The sequence below is a fragment of the Collimonas humicola genome, assembly GCF_018304945.1.
Lineage (GTDB): Bacteria > Pseudomonadota > Gammaproteobacteria > Burkholderiales > Burkholderiaceae_D > Collimonas > Collimonas humicola.
In genome coordinates this window covers 314,963-334,007 of record NZ_JAGQEE010000001.1, presented here as the reverse complement: position 1 = coordinate 334,007, position 19,045 = coordinate 314,963, and the positions used below count along the sequence as shown (strand labels likewise).

The 19,045-nt window shown below is 58.5% G+C and carries 15 protein-coding genes; 5 read left to right on the top strand and 10 right to left on the bottom strand.

From position 1 onward, the window contains the following. Positions 1-18: 18 nt before the first annotated feature. The 8 genes from KHU30_RS01475 to KHU30_RS01440 all read right to left on the bottom strand — a co-directional run bounded on the left by KHU30_RS01475 (position 19) and on the right by KHU30_RS01440 (position 9,432). The gene (locus tag KHU30_RS01475) at positions 19-2,874 is read right to left on the bottom strand and encodes a 2-oxoglutarate dehydrogenase E1 component (protein ID WP_211440876.1); all 2,856 of its coding nucleotides are present in this window, start codon (positions 2,872-2,874) and stop codon (positions 19-21) included. 323 nt (positions 2,875-3,197) lie between these two features. After that, on the bottom strand, positions 3,198-4,502 hold the full coding sequence (gene gltA / locus KHU30_RS01470; RefSeq protein WP_211440875.1) for a citrate synthase: 1,305 nt from the start codon (positions 4,500-4,502) through the stop codon (positions 3,198-3,200). 109 nt (positions 4,503-4,611) lie between these two features. Then, the gene (locus KHU30_RS01465) at positions 4,612-4,881 is read right to left on the bottom strand and encodes an FAD assembly factor SdhE (RefSeq protein ID WP_211440874.1); all 270 of its coding nucleotides are present in this window, start codon (positions 4,879-4,881) and stop codon (positions 4,612-4,614) included. Between the two features lie 227 nt (positions 4,882-5,108). Continuing rightward, positions 5,109-5,822, bottom strand: a complete 714-nt coding sequence (locus KHU30_RS01460) for a succinate dehydrogenase iron-sulfur subunit (protein ID WP_211440873.1) — start codon at positions 5,820-5,822, stop codon at positions 5,109-5,111. Between the two features lie 60 nt (positions 5,823-5,882). After that, entirely contained in the window at positions 5,883-7,661 is a 1,779-nt protein-coding gene (sdhA, locus tag KHU30_RS01455) for a succinate dehydrogenase flavoprotein subunit (RefSeq protein WP_211440872.1), read from the bottom strand. A gap of 2 nt (positions 7,662-7,663) precedes the next feature. Then, on the bottom strand, positions 7,664-8,032 hold the full coding sequence (gene sdhD, locus KHU30_RS01450) for a succinate dehydrogenase, hydrophobic membrane anchor protein (protein WP_211440871.1): 369 nt from the start codon (positions 8,030-8,032) through the stop codon (positions 7,664-7,666). After that, a complete protein-coding gene (gene sdhC, locus KHU30_RS01445; protein ID WP_211440870.1) occupies positions 8,032-8,442 on the bottom strand; it encodes a succinate dehydrogenase, cytochrome b556 subunit in 411 nt (136 codons plus the stop codon). Before sdhC ends, sdhD begins: the two co-directional genes overlap by 1 nt. 183 nt (positions 8,443-8,625) lie before the next feature. Next, the gene (locus tag KHU30_RS01440; protein WP_211440869.1) at positions 8,626-9,432 is read right to left on the bottom strand and encodes a GntR family transcriptional regulator; all 807 of its coding nucleotides are present in this window, start codon (positions 9,430-9,432) and stop codon (positions 8,626-8,628) included. 469 nt (positions 9,433-9,901) lie between these two features. Here KHU30_RS01440 and KHU30_RS01435 point away from each other — a divergent pair, with 469 nt between their 5' ends. From KHU30_RS01435 to KHU30_RS01415, 5 genes are all read left to right on the top strand, one after another. Next, positions 9,902-10,891: a malate dehydrogenase gene (locus KHU30_RS01435; RefSeq protein ID WP_211440868.1), complete on the top strand. Its 990-nt coding sequence runs from the start codon at positions 9,902-9,904 to the stop codon at positions 10,889-10,891. 107 nt (positions 10,892-10,998) lie between these two features. Further along, positions 10,999-11,976, top strand: a complete 978-nt coding sequence (locus KHU30_RS01430) for an HpcH/HpaI aldolase/citrate lyase family protein (protein ID WP_211440867.1) — start codon at positions 10,999-11,001, stop codon at positions 11,974-11,976. Positions 11,977-12,032: 56 nt separating this feature from the next. Next, entirely contained in the window at positions 12,033-12,530 is a 498-nt protein-coding gene (locus tag KHU30_RS01425; RefSeq protein ID WP_211440866.1) for a hypothetical protein, read from the top strand. Between the two features lie 25 nt (positions 12,531-12,555). Then, entirely contained in the window at positions 12,556-15,267 is a 2,712-nt protein-coding gene (acnA, locus tag KHU30_RS01420) for an aconitate hydratase AcnA (protein WP_211440865.1), read from the top strand. 325 nt (positions 15,268-15,592) lie between these two features. Then, complete coding sequence (locus KHU30_RS01415) at positions 15,593-16,873, top strand: DUF2863 family protein (protein WP_407928010.1); 1,281 nt, start codon at positions 15,593-15,595, stop codon at positions 16,871-16,873. A 132-nt stretch (positions 16,874-17,005) separates the two neighbouring features. Here the strand turns inward: KHU30_RS01415 and KHU30_RS01410 are convergent, their stop codons facing one another. Continuing rightward, on the bottom strand, positions 17,006-17,734 hold the full coding sequence (locus tag KHU30_RS01410; RefSeq protein ID WP_211440864.1) for a class I SAM-dependent methyltransferase: 729 nt from the start codon (positions 17,732-17,734) through the stop codon (positions 17,006-17,008). Positions 17,735-17,815: 81 nt separating this feature from the next. Next, the gene (locus tag KHU30_RS01405) at positions 17,816-18,937 is read right to left on the bottom strand and encodes a M14 family metallopeptidase (RefSeq protein WP_211440863.1); all 1,122 of its coding nucleotides are present in this window, start codon (positions 18,935-18,937) and stop codon (positions 17,816-17,818) included. Between the last annotated feature and the right edge of the window lie 108 nt (positions 18,938-19,045).

Sequence of the window (19,045 nt, the reverse complement as noted above, 5' to 3'; positions counted from 1 at the left end):
GACCCGCCCTATCGTCAATTATTTGGTAAGAACAAAGCCTTTGAGCTTGGAAAATGCAGTGTCCAGCAATGCTTTTTGCTGCGCATAGTGCTTGTCGTAGTAACCGACGGCTGGCGATGCGCTGGCTGGACGGCCTGCATACGCAAGCTTTTGACCATCTTCCAGGTTTTCAAAAATATTGTGCTGGATCTGCAGCCACGCGCCCTGGTTCTGCGGCTCGTCCTGCGTCCACACCAGCTCATTGAAGTTCGGGAACTGCTTCAGTTCGGCAGCGAACGCCTTGTGCGGGAATGGATACAGCTGTTCCAGACGGATAATCGCGACATCGGTCTGACCGCGCTCTTTACGGGCATTGACCAGATCGTAGTAAACCTTGCCTGAGCAAGCGATAACGCGCTTGACCTTCTTGGCTTCGATCTTCTCATCGACTTCGCCGATGACGGTCTGGAAGCTGCCCTTGCTGAAGTCGGACAATGGCGAACCGGCGTCCTTGTTACGCAACAGTGACTTCGGCGTCATGATCACCAGCGGCTTGCGGAACAGGCGGATCATCTGGCGGCGCAGCAGATGGAAGATCTGCGCTGCGGTAGTCGGCTGCACCACTTGCATGTTGTTGTCCGCGCACAGCTGCAGATAACGTTCCAGGCGCGCCGACGAGTGTTCCGGACCCTGGCCTTCATAACCGTGCGGCAGCATCATGACCAGGCCGGAAGCACGGCCCCACTTCACTTCGCCGGAGCTGATGAACTGGTCGATCACGACTTGCGCGCCGTTGGCGAAGTCGCCGAACTGGGCTTCCCAGATGGTCAGCGTGTTTGGCTCCGCGGTGGAATAACCGTATTCGAAACCGAGCACGGCTTCTTCCGACAGCACCGAGTCGATCACCTTGAACGGCGCTTGCTGTTCCGAGATGTTTTGCAGCGGAATGTAGCTGCCGGCATCCCAACGCTCGCGGTTTTGATCGTGCAGCACTGCGTGGCGATGGACGAAGGTGCCGCGGCCGGCATCCTGGCCGGTCAGGCGGATGGCGTAGCCCGACGATACCAACGATGCGTATGCCAGATGCTCGCCCATGCCCCAGTCGAGGTTGAGTTCGCCGCGGCCCATGGCGGCGCGGTCGTTCAACACCTTCTCGACCAGCGCGTGGACCTTGAAGTTTTCCGGCACGGTCGTGATACGGCCAGCCAGGCGCTTCAATTCAGTCACCGGCACCGAGGTGTCGGCGGCGTCAGTCCACTTGCGGTTCAGGAACGGCAGCCAGTCGACTGCATACTTGCTCTTGAAGTTGGAGATAACCGGATCGACCGTGTGCTTGCCGACATCCATCGCATCGCGGAAGGCCTTGACCATGGCGTCGCCTTCGTCTGCGGCGATGGCGCCTTGGGCTGCCAGCTTGTCCGCGTACAGCTTGCGGGTGCCTGGATGCTGGCCGATCTTCTTGTACATCAGCGGCTGCGTCAGCGCCGGCGTATCTTGTTCGTTGTGACCGAGTTTGCGGAAGCAGATGATATCGACCACGATATCCTTCTTGAATTCCATGCGGTAGTCGAGCGCGATCTGGGTGGCGTACACCACGGCTTCAGGATCGTCGCCGTTGACGTGCAGCACCGGCGCTTCGATCATCTTGACCACGTCCGAGCAATACAGCGTGGAACGGGAATCGCGCGGATCGGAAGTGGTGAAACCGATCTGGTTGTTGATCACGATGTGCACCGTGCCGCCTGTGCCATAGCCGCGCGTTTGCGCCAGGTTCAGGGTTTCCATGACCACGCCCTGGCCGGCGAATGCGGCATCGCCGTGCACCAGGATCGGCAGCACTTGCGAACCGTCGGTATCGCCGCGGCGTTCCATACGGGCCTTGACCGAACCTTCAACCACAGGATTGACGATTTCCAGGTGCGACGGGTTGAACGCCAACGACAGATGCACCGGGCCGCCAGGGCTGGTGATGTCGGACGAGAAACCCTGGTGGTACTTGACGTCGCCGGCCGGCAGGTCGTCGGCGTGCTTACCTTCGAATTCGGCGAACAGTTCCTGCGGCATCTTGCCCAGGGTATTGACGAGCACGTTCAGGCGGCCGCGGTGGGCCATGCCGATGACGATTTCCTGCACACCCTTTTCGCCGGCGCGCTGGATGGTCTCATCCAGGGAGACGATGAAGCTTTCGCCGCCTTCCAGCGAGAAGCGCTTCTGGCCGACATAGCGTGTATGCAGGTAGCGTTCCAGGCCTTCGGCTGCGGTCAGGCGGTCGAGGATGTGCTTTTTCTTTTCCGCGGTGAATACCGGCGCCGAGCGGGTCGACTCCAGGCGCTCTTGCATCCAACGCTTTTCGGTCGGATCGCTGATGTACATGTATTCGGTACCGATCGAACGGCAATAGGTCTCGCGCAGCGCATTCAGCAGATCGCGCAGGGTTGCCGTTTCAGGACCGAAATAGGTATTGCTGATGTTGAACACGATGTCCATGTCGGCATCGGTGAAACCGTAGAAGCTCGGCTCCAGTTCCGGCAGCGCGGAACGTTCCTGGCGCTGCAGCGGGTCCAGGTTGGCCCAGCGCGAACCCAGGTAGCGGTAGGCAGCGATAAGTTGTGTTACAGCAACACGCTTGAAGCCCATTTCAGCGTCGGCCGAAGCGGAGATGGTGCGGATTGGACCTTGCTTGGCGCGCTCGGCGAACGAGGCGATGACAGATGCGTGACCTACGTCAGGCTTGTCGGAACCGTCAACGGCAGGCACGTGCTGCATGGCGTCAAAGTATGCGCGCCAGTTGTCGGCAACTGAACCGGGATTGTCGAGGTATGACTCGTACAGCTCTTCAATGTACGGTGCATTACCTCCGAAGAGATAAGAATTAGAGCGGTATTGTTGCATCATCTTGCTCACCTTTCTTCGCGTTTCGCGAGATTAGCGGGTTAACATAACCTTCCGCGACACGGCCTGACCGGTTAGCGGATTGCACATCAAGTTGTGGGGAAGGGCTCTATTGCTGTGTTCTTTTACTGCCACTTAAAAATTCGGGTACTGCCTATGCTGCCCTTCAAAACACGCTCACCACATGTTTTTACTACGCTGCGCCCTGAAAATCGGCACAGAACAGGAGCATAGCATAACCTGCAGAAATGCAAACAGCGAATCCGTGGATTCGCTGTTTTTGTGTTGTATCAGGATGTTAATGAACCCTGCCTGCTGAGGCGGGATCAGCCGCGCTTGTCGATTGCAGGCACATCACGGGTCGGCGAACCGACGAACAACTGGCGTGGACGGCCGATTTTTTGCTCAGGATCGGAAATCATCTCGTTCCATTGCGCAATCCAGCCGACGGTACGGGCCATGGCGAAGATCCCGGTGAACAGAGAGGTCGGGATACCCAGTGCCGACTGCACGATACCGGAGTAGAAGTCGACGTTCGGATAGAGCTTGCGGGAAACGAAGTATTCGTCTTCCAGCGCCACTTTTTCCAGCGCCATCGCCAGCTTGAACAACGGGTCGTCATGCAGGCCCAGTTCGTTCAGCACTTCGTAGCAGGTTTCACGCATCAGCTTGGCGCGCGGGTCGAAATTCTTGTAGACCCGGTGACCGAAGCCCATCAGCTTGACGCCGGAATTCTTGTCTTTCACCTTGGCGATGAACTCAGGGATCTTGTCGACCGTACCGATTTCCTTCAGCATGTTGAGCGCCGCTTCGTTGGCGCCGCCGTGGGCAGGCCCCCACAGGCAGGCGATGCCGGCAGCGATACAGGCAAACGGATTGGCGCCGCTCGAACCGGCCAGGCGCACGGTCGAAGTCGAAGCATTCTGCTCGTGGTCGGCATGCAAGGTCAGGATGCGATCCAGCGCGCGCACCAGCACGTCGTTCACCTTGTACTCTTCGCACGGCGTCGAGAACATCATGTGCATGAAGTTGGCGCTGTACGACAACTCGTTGCGCGGGTAGACGAAAGGCTGGCCGACGTTGTACTTGTACGCCATGGCGACCAGGGTCGGCAGCTTGGCGATCAGGCGGATCGCCGATACTTCGCGATGGCGCGGATCGGTGATGTCCAGCGAGTCATGGTAGAACGACGACAAGGCACCGACGGTGCCGACCAGCACGGCCATCGGATGGGCGTCGCGGCGGAAACCGCGGAAGAAGAATTGCATCTGCTCGTGCACCATGGTGTGCTGGGTCACGGTGGCGTCGAATTTTTCCTTTTCGGCCGCGGTCGGCAGTTCGCCGTTCAACAGCAGGTAGCATGTTTCCAGGAAGTCGCAGTTGACCGCCAACTGCTCGATCGGGTAACCGCGGTACAGCAGTTCGCCCTTGTCGCCGTCAATGTAGGTGATCGACGAATTACATGCTGCCGTCGACATGAAACCCGGGTCGTAAGTGAATTTGCCGGTGGCGCCGTACAGCTTGCGGATATCGATGACTTCGGGGCCGACGGTGCCCTTGTAAATAGGAAATTCTACGGATGGGCTGCCATCGGAAAACGATAGCGTGGCTTTTGTATCAGCGGTGGTCATGGCTCTTCCCTCAATCAAAAGGTGACTCTAAATCAAAAAAACAAAAGACGTATTTGCAAGCTGCCCAACATCCTCTTCAGCGGCCGGCGCCGCATGCGAAGATACCAGCTTAAGCAGTGCGTATTCTGGCTAACAGGGCATGCACTTGCGGCAAATCAAGCAAGCCGTCCGGCTCTTTGCGGACTAGTAGCAAATCCATTAGTTCATTGTCTGACAATTCCATCAGCCGCGAAAAAGCGTCGACGTCGTCATCCGTCATGCTGGCTTCGTTTGCATCCAGGTAACGGGTCAGTATCAAATCGTTTTCAAGCAGACCACGTCTTGCGCGCCAGCGCAGTCGAGCTCGGTTGGCGGGGTCGGCTTGATGGGTGATAGGCATGGCAAGCACTTATTCTATTTGAAATCGCTGTTCGCCGCTGTCGACGAACAGTTCTAAAAGCAGGACAGAAAAAGATTTCCGCCCTTCTCCGACGTATCGGTAGCCCTAAGACCCGTCGCCTCAGCTATGCTGACTTGGCTCAAGGCCTGGTCGAGAAGCGCGGCTGTACTTCTTCAGTACAGCCCAGACCAGAGATTGAGTCGCGCAGTCGGGTATCAGGGCTACTTTTATACAGCGCGACGGACCATCAATTCCTTGATCTTGCCGATAGCTGCGTTAGGGTTCAGACCCTTAGGGCAGACATCGACGCAGTTCATGATCGAACGGCAGCGGAACAGGCGATACGGATCTTCCAGGTTGTCCAGGCGCGCGCCGGTGGCTTCGTCGCGGCTGTCGGCGATGAAGCGATAGGCTTGCAGCAGGCCGGCCGGACCGACGAACTTGTCCGGATTCCACCAGAACGACGGGCAGGAAGTCGAGCAGCATGCACACAGGATGCATTCATACAGGCCATCCAGCTCTTCGCGCTGTTCAGGCGATTGCAGGCGCTCTTTTTCCGGCGGGATGTTGTCGTTGATCAGGAACGGCTTGATCGACTCGTATTGCTTGAAGAACTGCGTCATGTCGACGATCAGGTCGCGAATCACCGGCAGGCCAGGCAGCGGCTTGAGGACGATAGGCTCGCTCAGCTCGTTCAGGTTGGTGGTGCAGGCCAGACCGTTCTTGCCGTTGATGTTCATGGCGTCGGAACCGCACACGCCTTCGCGGCATGAACGGCGCAGCGCCAGTGAATCGTCGACGTCGGCCTTGATGCGTTGCAGGGCATCCAGCAGCATCTTGTCGGTCGGCAGCAGCTCCACCGTCAGGTCCTGCATGTAAGGCTTGGCATCCTTATCGGGATCGTAGCGGTAGATTTTGAATTTCAAAGTACGTGATGACATGGCTATACCTTTTTATTAATTGCGCGGCAGGATCATGGAACGCTGCCCTGCCGCGGCAAATCAGAATGTGCGTGGCTTTGGCTTGAACGTATCAACTGTCAGCGGCTTGGTGACCACTGGCTTGTAGTCGAGACGATTACCTTCGGAGTACCACAAGGTGTGCTTCATCCAGTTTTCGTCATCACGCTTTTCATAATCGCGGTGCGCGTGGGCGCCGCGCGATTCCTTGCGGGCTGCAGCCGAGGTGATGGTGGCCTTGGCGGTTTCGATCAGGTTGTCCAGTTCCAGCGCTTCGACACGCGCAGTGTTGAATACCTTGGACTTGTCCTTGAACGAAACATGCTTGCGCCGCTCGTCGAGCACCATGATTTCCTTGTAGCCTTGCTGCAGCAGCTCGTCGGTGCGGAACACGCCGCAGTAGTGCTGCATGGTCTTGCGGATATCGCCGGCCACGTCTTGCACGCGCTCGGAACCGGTGCTGGTTTCCAGCTTGGCCAGGCGCGCCTGGGCGAAGTCGGCGGCATCCGCCGGCAACGGCTTGTTGCTGCGTTCCTTGAGCTTGCTGTCGACAATGTGGTTGCCGGCGGCACGGCCGAACACCACCAGGTCCAGCAGCGAGTTGGTGCCCAGGCGATTGGCGCCGTGCACCGAAACGCAGGCGCATTCGCCGATGGCGTACAAGCCATTGACCACTGCGTTCGGGATACCGTTCTTCGGCACTACAACCTGGCCGTAAACGTTGGTCGGGATGCCGCCCATCTGATAGTGGATGGTCGGCACAACCGGGATCGGCTCTTTCAGAGCGTCAACGTTAGCGAACTTATGGCCGATTTCCAAAATCGAAGGCAAGCGTTTCATGATGGTTTCGGCGCCGATGTGGCGCAGGTCCAGCATCACGTGATCCTTGTGCGGACCGCAGCCGCGGCCTTCCTTGATTTCCTGGTCCATCGAACGCGAAACGAAGTCGCGCGGCGCCAGGTCTTTCAGGGTTGGCGCATAGCGCTCCATGAAACGTTCGCCGTTGGCGTTAATCAGGATCCCGCCTTCGCCGCGCACGCCTTCAGTGATCAGCACGCCCGCGCCGGCCACGCCGGTCGGGTGGAACTGCCAGAATTCCATGTCTTCCAGCGGCAAACCTGCACGCGCCGCCATGCCCATGCCGTCGCCGGTATTGATAAAGGCATTGGTCGAAGCCGCCCAGATGCGCCCTGCACCGCCGGTAGCCATCACGGTGGTCTTGGCTTCCAGGATCATGACATCGCCGGTTTCCATTTCCAGCGCAACCACGCCGATGACATCGCCTTCGGCATCGCGCACCAGATCGATCGCCATCCACTCGACGAAGAAATGCGTCTTGGCGCGCACATTGCGCTGGTACAGCGTATGCAACAGCGCATGGCCGGTGCGGTCGGCAGCGGCGCAAGCGCGCGCTACCGGCTTTTCGCCGAAGTTGGCCGAGTGGCCGCCGAACGGACGCTGGTAAATGGTGCCGTCGGCGTTACGGTCGAACGGCATGCCGAAGTGTTCCAGCTCATACACAGCCTTGGGCGCTTCGCGACACATGAATTCAATCGCATCCTGGTCGCCCAGGTAATCCGAACCCTTGACGGTGTCGAACATGTGCCAGTACCAGCTGTCCTCGGACATGTTGCCGAGCGAGGCGCCAATGCCGCCCTGCGCCGCCACCGTGTGCGAACGGGTAGGAAACACCTTCGACAGCACCGCAACGTTCAAACCAGCTTCCGCCAACTGCAGCGAAGCACGCATGCCGGATCCGCCGGCGCCAACGATAACCGCATCAAAGCGGCGTGTAGGAATTGTGGATTTGATTGCTGACACGATTACACTCTCCACAAAATCTGCGCCGCCCATCCGGCACAACCGACCAGCCACAGGATTGTGGCAACTTGCAATACCAGGCGCACAGCGACCGGCTTGACGTAATCCATCCAGATATCACGCACGCCGATCCACGCATGAAAAAACAGCGCCATCAGCGCTACAAAAGTAGCCAGCTTGAACCACTGGTGAGAAAACAGGCCCGCCCAGCCTTCATAGGTGAAGTTACTGGCGGTCAGGAAAGAAACCAGCAGAATGACGGTGTAGACCGCCATGACCACGGCGGTGACGCGCTGCGCCAGCCAGTCGCGCAGGCCGTAATGGGCCCCTACCACCAGGCGCTTGGCGCCAACGTTATTGTTATCAGCCATTAGAATGCTCCGAACAGTTTCAATGCAACGACCAGCGCCAGCGGCACGCTGATGATCAGGACGCTTGCAGCAGACTTGCGTGCGCTTTCCTTGGTCAGGCCGATATGATTATCCATGACGAGGTGGCGGATGCCGGCACAGAAATGATGCAGGTAAGCCCAGGACAGGGCCAGGATGACAAGCTTGACGAACCAGCCCGACGTAAAGCCTTTGAAATATTCGAAAGAGCTTTCAGATACCAGGCTTTTATCCAGCATGAACAAGATGAAAGGCAAGAGCAAAAACATCAGCAAGCCACTAACACGATGCAAGAAAGAAACTAGGCCAGCCAATGGCAAACGATAGCTGCTTAGTTCAGTAATGTGAATATTACGAAACTGTGGCCGATTGGGCTTCGCGGCTTCAGACATAACAGGGTTCTCCTCAGTTTAAAAATTTACTGCAAGCGCAATCCCGCAATTTTCGCCGATTTTTGTGCAGCACACCAATAGTTATTATTCGTTATTGCGAATAATCGCCCTCGCCGCTCGAACTTTGCCATTTTGCCACCTCTCGGCCGCGCTCACACGCAACCGTCAATTCCGCAGCAGCCGTCAGCTCAGTTCGTTCTGATAATGATGACGGCTGGTGACATAAAACCCGCGCCGCACTTCCACCGGCTTGTCGCCGTAAGTGAAAGACACGCGCTCGACACACAACAAAGGCGATGATTTTTCCACGGCCAGCAATTCAGCAGCATCTGCATCGGCGCTGGCGGCACGAATCTGCTCGGTCGCGCGTATCATGCGTGTGCCGAATTCGGTTTCAAACAGGCCGTACATCGGGCCTTTGTACTCCGCCAGCCGCTCCAGCGTCAAAGCCTTGAACAAGGCGCCTGGCAGCCATAATTCTTCGAGTATCGTCGGCACCCCGTCGAACGCCAGCACGCGCTTGACATACACCACCGAGTCGCCCGACTTCATGCCGAGCTGGCGCGCGATATCCGCCGGCGCCCGCAGGCGTTTCAGCTCTATCACTCTTTTATCGGTAACCTGGGGTTGGTCGCTGTCCGGCATCAGGCGCAGGAAGCGAAATTGCGAGCGGGCTTCGTGATGGGTAGCGACAAAGGTGCCCTTGCCCTGGCGCCGCACCAGCAGGTTTTCCGCCGCCAGTTCGTCAATCGCCTTGCGCACGGTGCCCTGGCTCACCTTGAAACGGTTGCCAAGTTCGACTTCGCTGGGGATCAATTCACCGGACTTCCACTCGCCGGACTGCAGGCGCTGCATGATCAACGCCTTGATTTGCTGATAGAGCGGACTGAATGTCGGGGAGCTTGCCGCGGAAGCAGTCGGCGACGCTCCCGGGGCTGCCGCGCTCGGGCTGGCAGGATCACTACTCGGATTGGACGGGATGGAGCTCATAACCTTGGATTTCACCATAAAACCCCCATTGTCGTCCAGCAAAAATTGCGCAATGATATGTCTTATATAAGACATAAGATATTGATTGACATACCATGTTGCCAAGCCTAAACTCGCGGGCATTAGGACTATTTGATGGCCTGCGCCGCGCGCCAACCGGCTTTCCCGGCTGAACCAGCTGAAGCCCCTGAAGTTGCGTGCTGCAATCCCGGCGACAATTTCAAGCCGCCGGATCAACGCGAAACAAACTGACGGTTGCGCTTTTCGCCGGTATCATTAGAGGTTGCATATAGAGTCACCGCTTTTTATCTGGCTGGGACTTTTGTAATTTAACCGTCTTTTTTATTTGGATCAGACGGCCAGGGACAAGACCGCACGGAAGCGCAATCCGCCATGCTCTGCAGGCCCTTGAACGTATCCGAGCGACGCTGTTCCGCAAATATTTTTATCACCTCTCTGGAGATTCAACATGGCTAAGTCCCCTCTGCGTGTTGCCGTTACCGGCGCCGCTGGTCAAATCGGTTATTCACTGTTGTTCCGCATCGCCAACGGCGACCTGCTCGGCAAAGACCAACCGGTCATTCTGCAATTGCTGGAAATTCCTGACGAAAAAGCACAAAAAGCGCTGAAAGGCGTGATCATGGAAGTCGACGATTGCGCCTTCCCGCTGCTGGCCGGCATCACTGCCCACAGCGATCCGATGACTGCATTCAAGGATGCCGACATCGCCCTGCTGGTCGGCGCACGCCCACGCGGCCCAGGCATGGAGCGCAAGGACCTGCTGGAAGCCAATGCCCAGATCTTCACGGTGCAAGGCAAGGCGCTGGACGCCGTCGCTTCGCGCAATGTCAAGGTGCTGGTGGTCGGCAATCCAGCCAACACCAATGCTTACATCGCCATGAAATCGGCGCCTAGCCTGCCAGCCAAGAACTTCACCGCAATGCTGCGCCTGGACCACAACCGCGCCCTGTCGCAAGTTGCGGCCAAGATCGGCAAACCGGTTTCCGCTATCGAAAAACTGTGCGTATGGGGCAACCACTCGCCAACCATGTACGCCGACTATCGCTACGCCACAGCCGACGACGCATCGGTCAAGGACCTGATCAACGACCAGGTCTGGAACAAGGACGTATTCCTGCCGACAGTCGGCAAGCGTGGCGCCGCGATCATCGAAGCACGTGGCCTGTCGTCGGCAGCATCGGCAGCCAACGCAGCCATCGACCACGTGCGCGACTGGGTATTGGGCACCAACGGCAAGTGGACCACCATGGGCGTGCCATCGGACGGTTCCTACGGCATCCCTGAAGGCACCATGTTCGGCTTCCCTGTCACCACCGAAAACGGCGAGTACAAGATCGTCCAGGGCCTGGAAATCGACGCCTTCTCGCAGGAGCGCATCAACCTCACGCTGAAAGAACTGCAAGAAGAGCGTGACGGCGTGAAACACCTGGTCGGCTAAACACCGCCAGAAAGCAGCTGCATGGCGACACAGCCATTGCCATGCAGCGCTTGACCTGATTTGCTTTCCCGTTTTCGTTTGTTCTGAATTTTTTAAAAAACTTCGCAATGCACCCTACCCAGGTCTTATTCCTAGGCAAGCAACAGCCGGTCTCGCTACCGGTCTGCGATCATTACGCCGGCGCTGAAAAGCTCATGCGCAAGTCGATCGCCCTGCAGCAGGAAATGGGCCCGGTCTTCGACATCACCCTGGACTGCGAAGACGGCGCCAGCGCCGGTAATGAAGCAACACATGCAAAACTGGTTGCCAGCATCGTCGCCGGCGACGACAACCGCTTTGAACGCATCGGCGCCCGCGTGCACGATAGCGGCAGCGCTTTTTTCGAACAAGACATCAAATTCATCTGCGGCAACAGCGGCGCCGCCAGCCGGCTGGCCTACCTGATGCTGCCCAAGGCTGAAAACCTGGCAGAAGTGCGCGCTGCTATCGACCTGATCGAACACCACAGCAAGCACGCCGGCCGCGCAGACCTGCCGGTCCATGTATTGATAGAAACCCACGGCGCGCTGGCCGATGTCTTCGCCATCGCCGCGCTGCCGCAGGTGCAGTCGCTGTCGTTCGGCATCATGGATTTCGTGTCCGCCCATTTTGGTGCGATTCCCAGCGCCGCGATGCACTCGCCGGGCCAGTTCAGCCATCCGCTGGTGGCCCGCGCCAAGCTGGAAATCGCCGCCGCCTGCCATGCGCACGGCAAGGTGCCGTCGCATAACGTCACCACCGACATCAGGGACAGCGCCAGCGTTGCTGCCGATGCCGGCCGCGCCAGGGCGGAATTCGGCTATACCCGGATGTGGAGCATCCACCCGCAGCAGATCAAGCCGATCCTGAACGCATTTACCCCGCCGCAGTCCGAGATAGCCACTGCGGCACAGATTCTGCTTGCAGCCCAGCAGGCGGATTGGGGACCGATACAACACGAGGGCACGCTGCATGACCGCGCCAGTTACCGTTATTACTGGAGCGTCCTGCAGCGGGCAAAAAATAGCGGCGCCGCATTACCCGAAACCACCAGTACCTTGTTATAACCGCGCCCTGCCGCTTACTCAAGAACAGTAGCAGGATGCACTACGGAGCAATAGAAATGAGAAAGATTCTGTCCACGAGCTTGTCAACCCTGGTCTTGCTGTGCGCCAGCCTGGCGGTTACAGCACCGCAGGCGCAAGCACAGACCAGCACCAAGAAAACCACCAAGAAGGCGGCCAAGAAACCGGCAGCAAAAGCTGCGCCGGCCGAAGTGGACGACGGTGAAGACGAAGGCACGCCAGACGTCAAGACCGCCGTTTCCGTCGACTACAAGTGCGAACTGGGCAACAGCCTGACGCTATACACCAATGCAGAAGACGACAAGCATATCGCGCTGCGCTGGGGCAAGACCCTGCACCGCCTGACCCGCGTGCCGACCACCACCGGCGCCAACCGCTTCGAAAACCGCAAATACGGCCTGCTCTGGATCGGCATCCCGGCCAAGGGCATTTTGCTGGATTCAAAGACAGGACACCAGTTGGCGAACGAATGCAAATCGGCGGCGCAGGAAGAAATGCCGGCGCCGGCGCCAGTTGACCCGGCACACAGTTTGTAATTTAGTTGAAATCTCAGGAGATATCATGTCCCGTAATACATTGAACACACTCAAGGAATTCAAGATTTCCGATTCCAAGAAAGGCAAGTTCTACTCTTTGCCGGCCCTGGAGAAAAAACTCGGCGTCAACATCTCGCGCTTGCCGGTATCGATCCGCGTCGTGCTGGAATCCGTGCTGCGCAACTGCGACGGCAAAAAGGTCACTGAAGAGCACGTCAAGCAGCTCGCGAACTGGGGCGCAACCGCCGCCCGCACCGACGAAATCCCGTTCGTCGTGGCCCGCGTAGTGCTGCAAGACTTCACCGGCGTGCCGCTGCTGGCCGACCTGGCCGCAATGCGCAACGTCGCCGCCAGCCTGGGCAAGAACGCCAAGAACATCGAGCCGCTGGTGCCGGTCGACCTGGTAGTCGACCACTCGGTGCAAATCGACCATTTCCGTGAAAAGAAAGCGCTCGACCTGAACATGAAACTGGAATTCCAGCGCAACAACGAGCGCTACCAGTTCATGAAATGGGGCATGCAGGCATTCGACACTTTCGGCGTTGTTCCACCAGGCTTCGGCATCGTCCACCAGGTCAACCTGGAATACCTGGCGCGCGGCGTCCACAAGAAGGATTCAGTCTATTATCCGGACACCCTGGTCGGCACTGACTCGCACACCACCATGATCAACGGCATCGGCGTAGTCGGCTGGGGCGTTGGCGGCATCGAGGCGGAAGCCGGCATGCTGGGCCAGCCGGTCTACTTCCTGACACCTGACGTCGTCGGCGTCAACCTGACAGGCCAATTGCGTGAAGGCGTTACCGCAACCGACCTGGTGCTGACCATTACCGAACTGCTGCGCAAAGCCAAAGTGGTCGGCAAGTTTGTCGAATTCTTCGGCGAAGGCACTGCCTCGCTGAGCCTGACCGACCGCGCTACCATCGCCAACATGGCGCCTGAATACGGCGCCACCATGGGCTTCTTCCCGGTTGACGACGCAACTATCGAATACTTCGAAGGCACTGGCCGCAGCAAGGCTGAAATCGACGCGTTCGCCGGCTACTTCAAGGCACAAAACCTGTACGGCATTCCAAAGGCTGGCGACATCGACTACACCACTGTCGTCGAACTCGACCTGGCTACCGTCGCACCATCGCTGGCCGGCCCGAAGCGTCCGCAAGACCGTATCGAAATCGGCAATGTCAAAGCCAACTTCGCCGAACTGTTCAGCAAGCCAATCGCAGAAAACGGTTTCAACAAGAAAGTGGAAGACCTGGACGCGACTTACACCAACGCTGACGGCGTCAAGCTGCAAAACGGCGATGTGCTGATTGCTGCAATCACTTCTTGCACCAACACTTCCAACCCGAGCGTCATGCTGGCGGCTGGCTTGCTGGCCAAGAAAGCGGTCGAAGCCGGCCTCAAGGTACCTGCGCACATCAAGACTTCGCTGGCCCCTGGCTCGCGCGTCGTCACCGAATACCTGGAAGCGGCTGGCCTGCTGCCGTACCTGGAAAAGCTCGGCTTCGGCGTCACTGCCTACGGTTGCACCACCTGTATCGGCAACGCCGGCGACCTGACGCCAGCCATGAACGAAGCCATCGTCAAGAACGACGTGGTGGCATCGGCTGTATTGTCCGGCAACCGTAACTTCGAAGCGCGGATCCATCCGAACATCCGCTCCAACTTCCTGGCTTCGCCACCGCTGGTAGTCGCTTACGCGATCGCCGGCAACATGACCCGCGACCTGATGACCGAGCCTGTCGGCAAGGGCAAGGGAGGCAAGGACATCTACCTGGGCGACATCTGGCCAACTTCGCAAGAAGTCGCCAAGCTGATGAAGTTTGCGATGAACGCCAAGACCTTCAAAGCCAACTACGCTGACGTCAAGGGCGCACCAGGCAAGCTGTGGGAAGCCATCAAGGGCGTCGCCGGCGGCGAAGTCTACAACTGGCCTAAGTCGACTTACATCGCTGAGCCACCGTTCTTCCAGGACTTCACCATGGTGCCGAAGGCAGCTGCGACCGGCATCACCGGTGCGCGTGCACTGGGCGTGTTCGGCGATTCCATCACTACCGACCACATCTCGCCAGCCGGCTCCATCAAGGAATCCAGCCCAGCCGGTAAATGGCTGGTCGCCAACGGCGTGTTGAAGGCTGACTTCAACTCCTACGGCTCGCGTCGCGGCAATCACGAAATCATGATGCGCGGCACATTCGCCAACGTTCGTATCAAGAATCTGATGATTCCTGCTACACCGGACGGTTCGCGGGTTGAAGGCGGCATCACCCTGTTCCAGCCTACAGGCGAAGAAACCTCGATCTATGACGCAGCGATGCAGTACATCAAGGACGGCGTGCCAACCATGGTGTTTGCAGGTGAAGAATACGGTACAGGTTCGTCGCGAGACTGGGCAGCCAAGGGTACTCAGTTGCTGGGCGTGAAGGCCGTGTTTGCGCGTTCGTTCGAGCGTATCCACCGTTCCAACCTGGTCGGCATGGGCGTGCTGCCATTGCAGTTCATCGGTACCGACAGCGTGCAAACCCTGGGCATCACCGGCAACGAAACGTTCGACCTGAAGGGCATCGAAGGCGAAATCAAGCCGCAGCAAGACGCTACCCTGGTGATCCATCGTGCCAACGGCGAAACCAAGGAAGTCAAGGTTCTGCTGCGCATCGATACGCCTATCGAAGTCGACTACTACAAGCACGGCGGCATCCTGCCGTTCGTGTTGCGTCAGTTGCTGGCGGCATAAGCAACAGCAGATAGCGAGAAACAATAGCAGGCAGCAGTTTGCCTGAATGACAAACGCCGGCATTGCCGGCGTTTGTCGTTTCTGCAACCCGCATCGCCTGCCTGGCCGCCTTGAAACAGTTTTATTCCATAACCAATTAAATCCACTACAATAGAATCTTGCAGTCTTCCTGCCTCTGAGTCCCAGAAAAACTCACAGCAAACGGTCGTAGGCCAGAAGGCAGCGCAGAACAGCGGAGCATGTTCGTAAAGAATATGTGAGCATCTCGGTTGCCGGGCATTGGATGCGAGCATCCGCTACGGTCGCGCAGTAAGACATTGACCATATGTTGTCAGCCCTTACTTTAATCACTATGCGCCGTCCGTCAAAAAAACCTTCCCGTAAATTTTCCGCCGACAGCCATCGCCTGGCCGAGCTGGCGCAAGCATTGATTCAAGCCTCCAGCCGCCTTGAGGAGCGCGCATGGGAGCGCGAGATTGAAGTGTTGCTCAACAAGCATTTCAAAGCCCAGCACCAGGAACCCATCGACAGCGCCCTGGAACAGCTGTTCCCGGCCCAGCCCGACGCTTACGACGCCCTGATGGACGTGGTCGAAGCCTGCAGCGAATCCTGCAGCATCGACTACCAGGGCAAGCCGTACGATTGCCTGCTGATTGGCATTCCGCTGCTGGCATGGACCCGCTTTTCGATCGGCTCGGGACCGGTTGCGGCTGACACCATGACCGCCATCAGCGCCCACCTGCACGCCCACATCCTGGCGCCCGAGGTACTGACCGGCATCGTGCCCTCGCTGTACGCCATCGACCAGCTGCCGCGCAGCCATGCCGACATCTTCGCCCTGCTGCAGCAGTTGTCGCATGCAGCGCTCAGCGCCGCGCCAGTGCGCAGCCCGGCCAATCCGGCGCAGACAGCGCCCTACCTGGCCGATACCCGCTACCTGCTGGCGGCCCTGGTGGTGCCAAGCGGCATGCCGCTGTTCCGCTGGCAGATGACACGCGGACAAGCCGGCCACATCGCCGCTGACAAGGAACTGGCGCTGGAACAATGGCGCAAGCAGGTAACGCCCAATATGACGCGCCTGCTGCCGGGCTGCGGCGTCCAGCTGCTGCTTCCCGAGGCCTACTACGCCGCCTGCCGCGAAGCCGATCTGCAAATCCGCCCCGCCTCGCTGCGCGCCGCCAGCTACTATCTGTCGCACACGCTGGACATCGCCTCCAAGGACCTGCACGCCAGCATCGGCCGTTTCAGCGAGCAGCCGGAAAGCGGCCGCGTGGATGAATACCGCATCGGCTTCTCGCTCGGCCAGACCAACGAGATCATCTATGGAGTAGTGTGGCCGCTGTACGGCCCGGAAGAAGCCAATGAGGAAATCATCAGCCGCTCCAGCGACAGCATTGAAGCGGCGGCAGAACCGGAAACCCCGCTGGAACAGATCCTGAGCCTGCTGCGCGAATGCGGCATCGACGATATCCAGCGCCATACCGATCTGTTTGCAATGGAATTCTGCGACGACTGCGGCACGCCCTTCTATCCCGACCGCGAAGGCGATCTGGTGCACCCTGAGACGCCGGAAGATACGCCAAGCGGGTCGGCGCATTTTCATTAAGCTTTCGGTTTTCGTCGCGCTTCATATACGTAGCTAACTGGGGTCGGAGTGAACTTTCTGCGCGCTTTTTGCAGAAACTTCACTCCGACCCCACTTAGCGGCCACGGAGCGCATGCCGAAAAAAGCGCGAATTCAGCGCTGCGCCGCCACCAGCAACATCATCGGACGGTCGCGCTCCTCCTCCAGCTCCGGCCGCGCCAACAGCTGTTCAGCGTTCGGCCCCCACTCCTCGACATGGCTGATGGTGAAACCGGCAGCGATCAGCAGATTGAGCAAGGTACCGATGGTGCGATGCTGCTTGATCACGCCCTCGGCCAGCCAATTGGTGCTGCGCGGCCCCTCGATCTGATAGCTGTCGATCGGCCAGGTCTTGCGTCCCTGCGCATCGGCCACCCAGCCCGGATGTGTCGACGCCATGTAGATCGGATGTTCGATGGAGAACACCAGCCTGCCGCCTGGCGTCAGCGCACGGTAGGCAGCGGCCAGCAAACCCGCCAGGTCGACAATGTAATGCAGCGTGAGTGAACTGTAGACCAGATCGAAGCCGGCTTCCGCCAGCTCCAGCTGCTCCAGGTCGGCGCGCGCGTAACTGACGGCGGCATCGGCCGTGGTGGCGACTGCGCGCTCCAGCATTTTTTCGGAAACATCGAGACCGACAACCCGTGCGGCGCCCTGCTCGGCCGCCCAGCGGCAAAACCAGCCATAACCACAACCGAGATCAACCACTCTCTTGCCGCGCAACGGCGGCAGCATCGCCTGCAACGCCGGCCACTCAGGCGCGCCTGCCAAGCCCTGAACCGAACGTCCAAGCCGGCTATAACCTTCAAAGAAGGCCGGATCGTCATAGATGTTTTGCGTCATCGAAAAAACAATGCCTTCTTGGACCGTATTGCACCAGCATCATGGAAACGGCAGCCTCGGCTGCCGTTCATTACCGCATGATTATTCAAACGCACGCAAGATCGGCTGCAGCACCACCTCGCCGAGCCGGGCGCTGCGCGCGCCGTCCCAACCCACCTGCGCATCCGGCAGATTGGCATTGTCCTTGAACGGCAGCTCCAGCGTCAGCGAAACGCACTTGAAAGTATGGCCGATATACTTGGACGCCAAGGTCAGCACATCGCTGCTGTACTTGCTCGCGGCATAGCCGAACTCGGTCTGGAAATCCGGGCTGGCGCGCTGGAAGTCGTCGATGAACTTCTGCTGCTCCTGCGCCTGCTGCGGACTGAAATCTTCCAACATTTCCGAACCGGCCACGAAGATGTACGGCAAAGCTTCATCGCCGTGCACATCGAGGAACAGATCGCAGCCGATTTCGTGGATCTTGTTTTTCACCGCAAACACTTCCGGGCTGCGCTCCAGCGACGGCGTCATCCATTCACGGTTCAGGTTGGCGCCTGCCGCATTGGTGCGCAGATTGCCGCGCACCGAGCCGTCCGGGTTCATGTTCGGCACGATGTAGAACACCGCGTGCTGCAAGACTTTGGTGGCGAGCGGATTGGCGCTGTCCAGCAAGGCGTCGACCATACCTTCGACGAACCACTCCGCCATGGTTTCACCCGGATGCTGGCGAGCGATGACCCAGACCTTCTTGGCAGCCTCGGGATTGCCGATCACCAGCACATTCATGTCGCGGCCATCGACCGTGCTGCCGATATCAAGCACGCGCGCCAATGGCGATTGCTCAGCCTGCCCCAGCAACGCCAAATGACGCTCCCACGAATACGGCTCGAAGTAAGCGTAGTAGACGCTGTCGTAATCCGGCGTATGACTGATGGTCATGACCTGGCCGTCAAAGCTGGTCGGCACGCGGAACCAGTTTTCCCTATCGTAGCTGGCTACCGCCTCGTAATTTTCCCATCCCTTCGGATAGGTCGTGGCGCCGGCGTTCAGGAAACGGATGCTGCAATCCTCATCCCGCGCACCCTGCAGGCGGAAATAAAACCACTGCGTGAAATCGGCATGCGAATCGCTGCGGATTTTCAATTCAATCTGCTGAGGACTATCCGCGCGCACGACTTCAATTGCGGCGGCGTCGAACTGCTGGCTAATTTTTATTGACATAAGATTATTGGATGAGGATCATCAGCAAAATGCGCCGGCCAATCAAGCTGAACAATGGCGCAAGGATCGGCGGCAACACAGGCAGGATAATCGGTGGAAAAAAATTTT

What these genes read in the sequence shown, in the direction of transcription:
- KHU30_RS01410 (WP_211440864.1), bottom strand. Translation starts at nt 17,734, where the DNA reads ATGACGCAAAACATCTATGACGATCCGGCCTTCTTTGAAGGTTATAGC.
- KHU30_RS01425 (WP_211440866.1), top strand. Translation starts at nt 12,033, where the DNA reads ATGAGAAAGATTCTGTCCACGAGCTTGTCAACCCTGGTCTTGCTGTGC.
- KHU30_RS01460 (WP_211440873.1), bottom strand. Translation starts at nt 5,822, where the DNA reads ATGTCATCACGTACTTTGAAATTCAAAATCTACCGCTACGATCCCGAT.
- KHU30_RS01435 (WP_211440868.1), top strand. Translation starts at nt 9,902, where the DNA reads ATGGCTAAGTCCCCTCTGCGTGTTGCCGTTACCGGCGCCGCTGGTCAA.
- gltA (WP_211440875.1), bottom strand. Translation starts at nt 4,502, where the DNA reads ATGACCACCGCTGATACAAAAGCCACGCTATCGTTTTCCGATGGCAGC.
- acnA (WP_211440865.1), top strand. Translation starts at nt 12,556, where the DNA reads ATGTCCCGTAATACATTGAACACACTCAAGGAATTCAAGATTTCCGAT.
- KHU30_RS01415 (WP_407928010.1), top strand. Translation starts at nt 15,593, where the DNA reads ATGTTGTCAGCCCTTACTTTAATCACTATGCGCCGTCCGTCAAAAAAA.
- KHU30_RS01440 (WP_211440869.1), bottom strand. Translation starts at nt 9,432, where the DNA reads ATGAGCTCCATCCCGTCCAATCCGAGTAGTGATCCTGCCAGCCCGAGC.
- KHU30_RS01465 (WP_211440874.1), bottom strand. Translation starts at nt 4,881, where the DNA reads ATGCCTATCACCCATCAAGCCGACCCCGCCAACCGAGCTCGACTGCGC.
- KHU30_RS01405 (WP_211440863.1), bottom strand. Translation starts at nt 18,937, where the DNA reads ATGTCAATAAAAATTAGCCAGCAGTTCGACGCCGCCGCAATTGAAGTC.
- sdhD (WP_211440871.1), bottom strand. Translation starts at nt 8,032, where the DNA reads ATGGCTGATAACAATAACGTTGGCGCCAAGCGCCTGGTGGTAGGGGCC.
- sdhC (WP_211440870.1), bottom strand. Translation starts at nt 8,442, where the DNA reads ATGTCTGAAGCCGCGAAGCCCAATCGGCCACAGTTTCGTAATATTCAC.
- KHU30_RS01475 (WP_211440876.1), bottom strand. Translation starts at nt 2,874, where the DNA reads ATGATGCAACAATACCGCTCTAATTCTTATCTCTTCGGAGGTAATGCA.
- KHU30_RS01430 (WP_211440867.1), top strand. Translation starts at nt 10,999, where the DNA reads ATGCACCCTACCCAGGTCTTATTCCTAGGCAAGCAACAGCCGGTCTCG.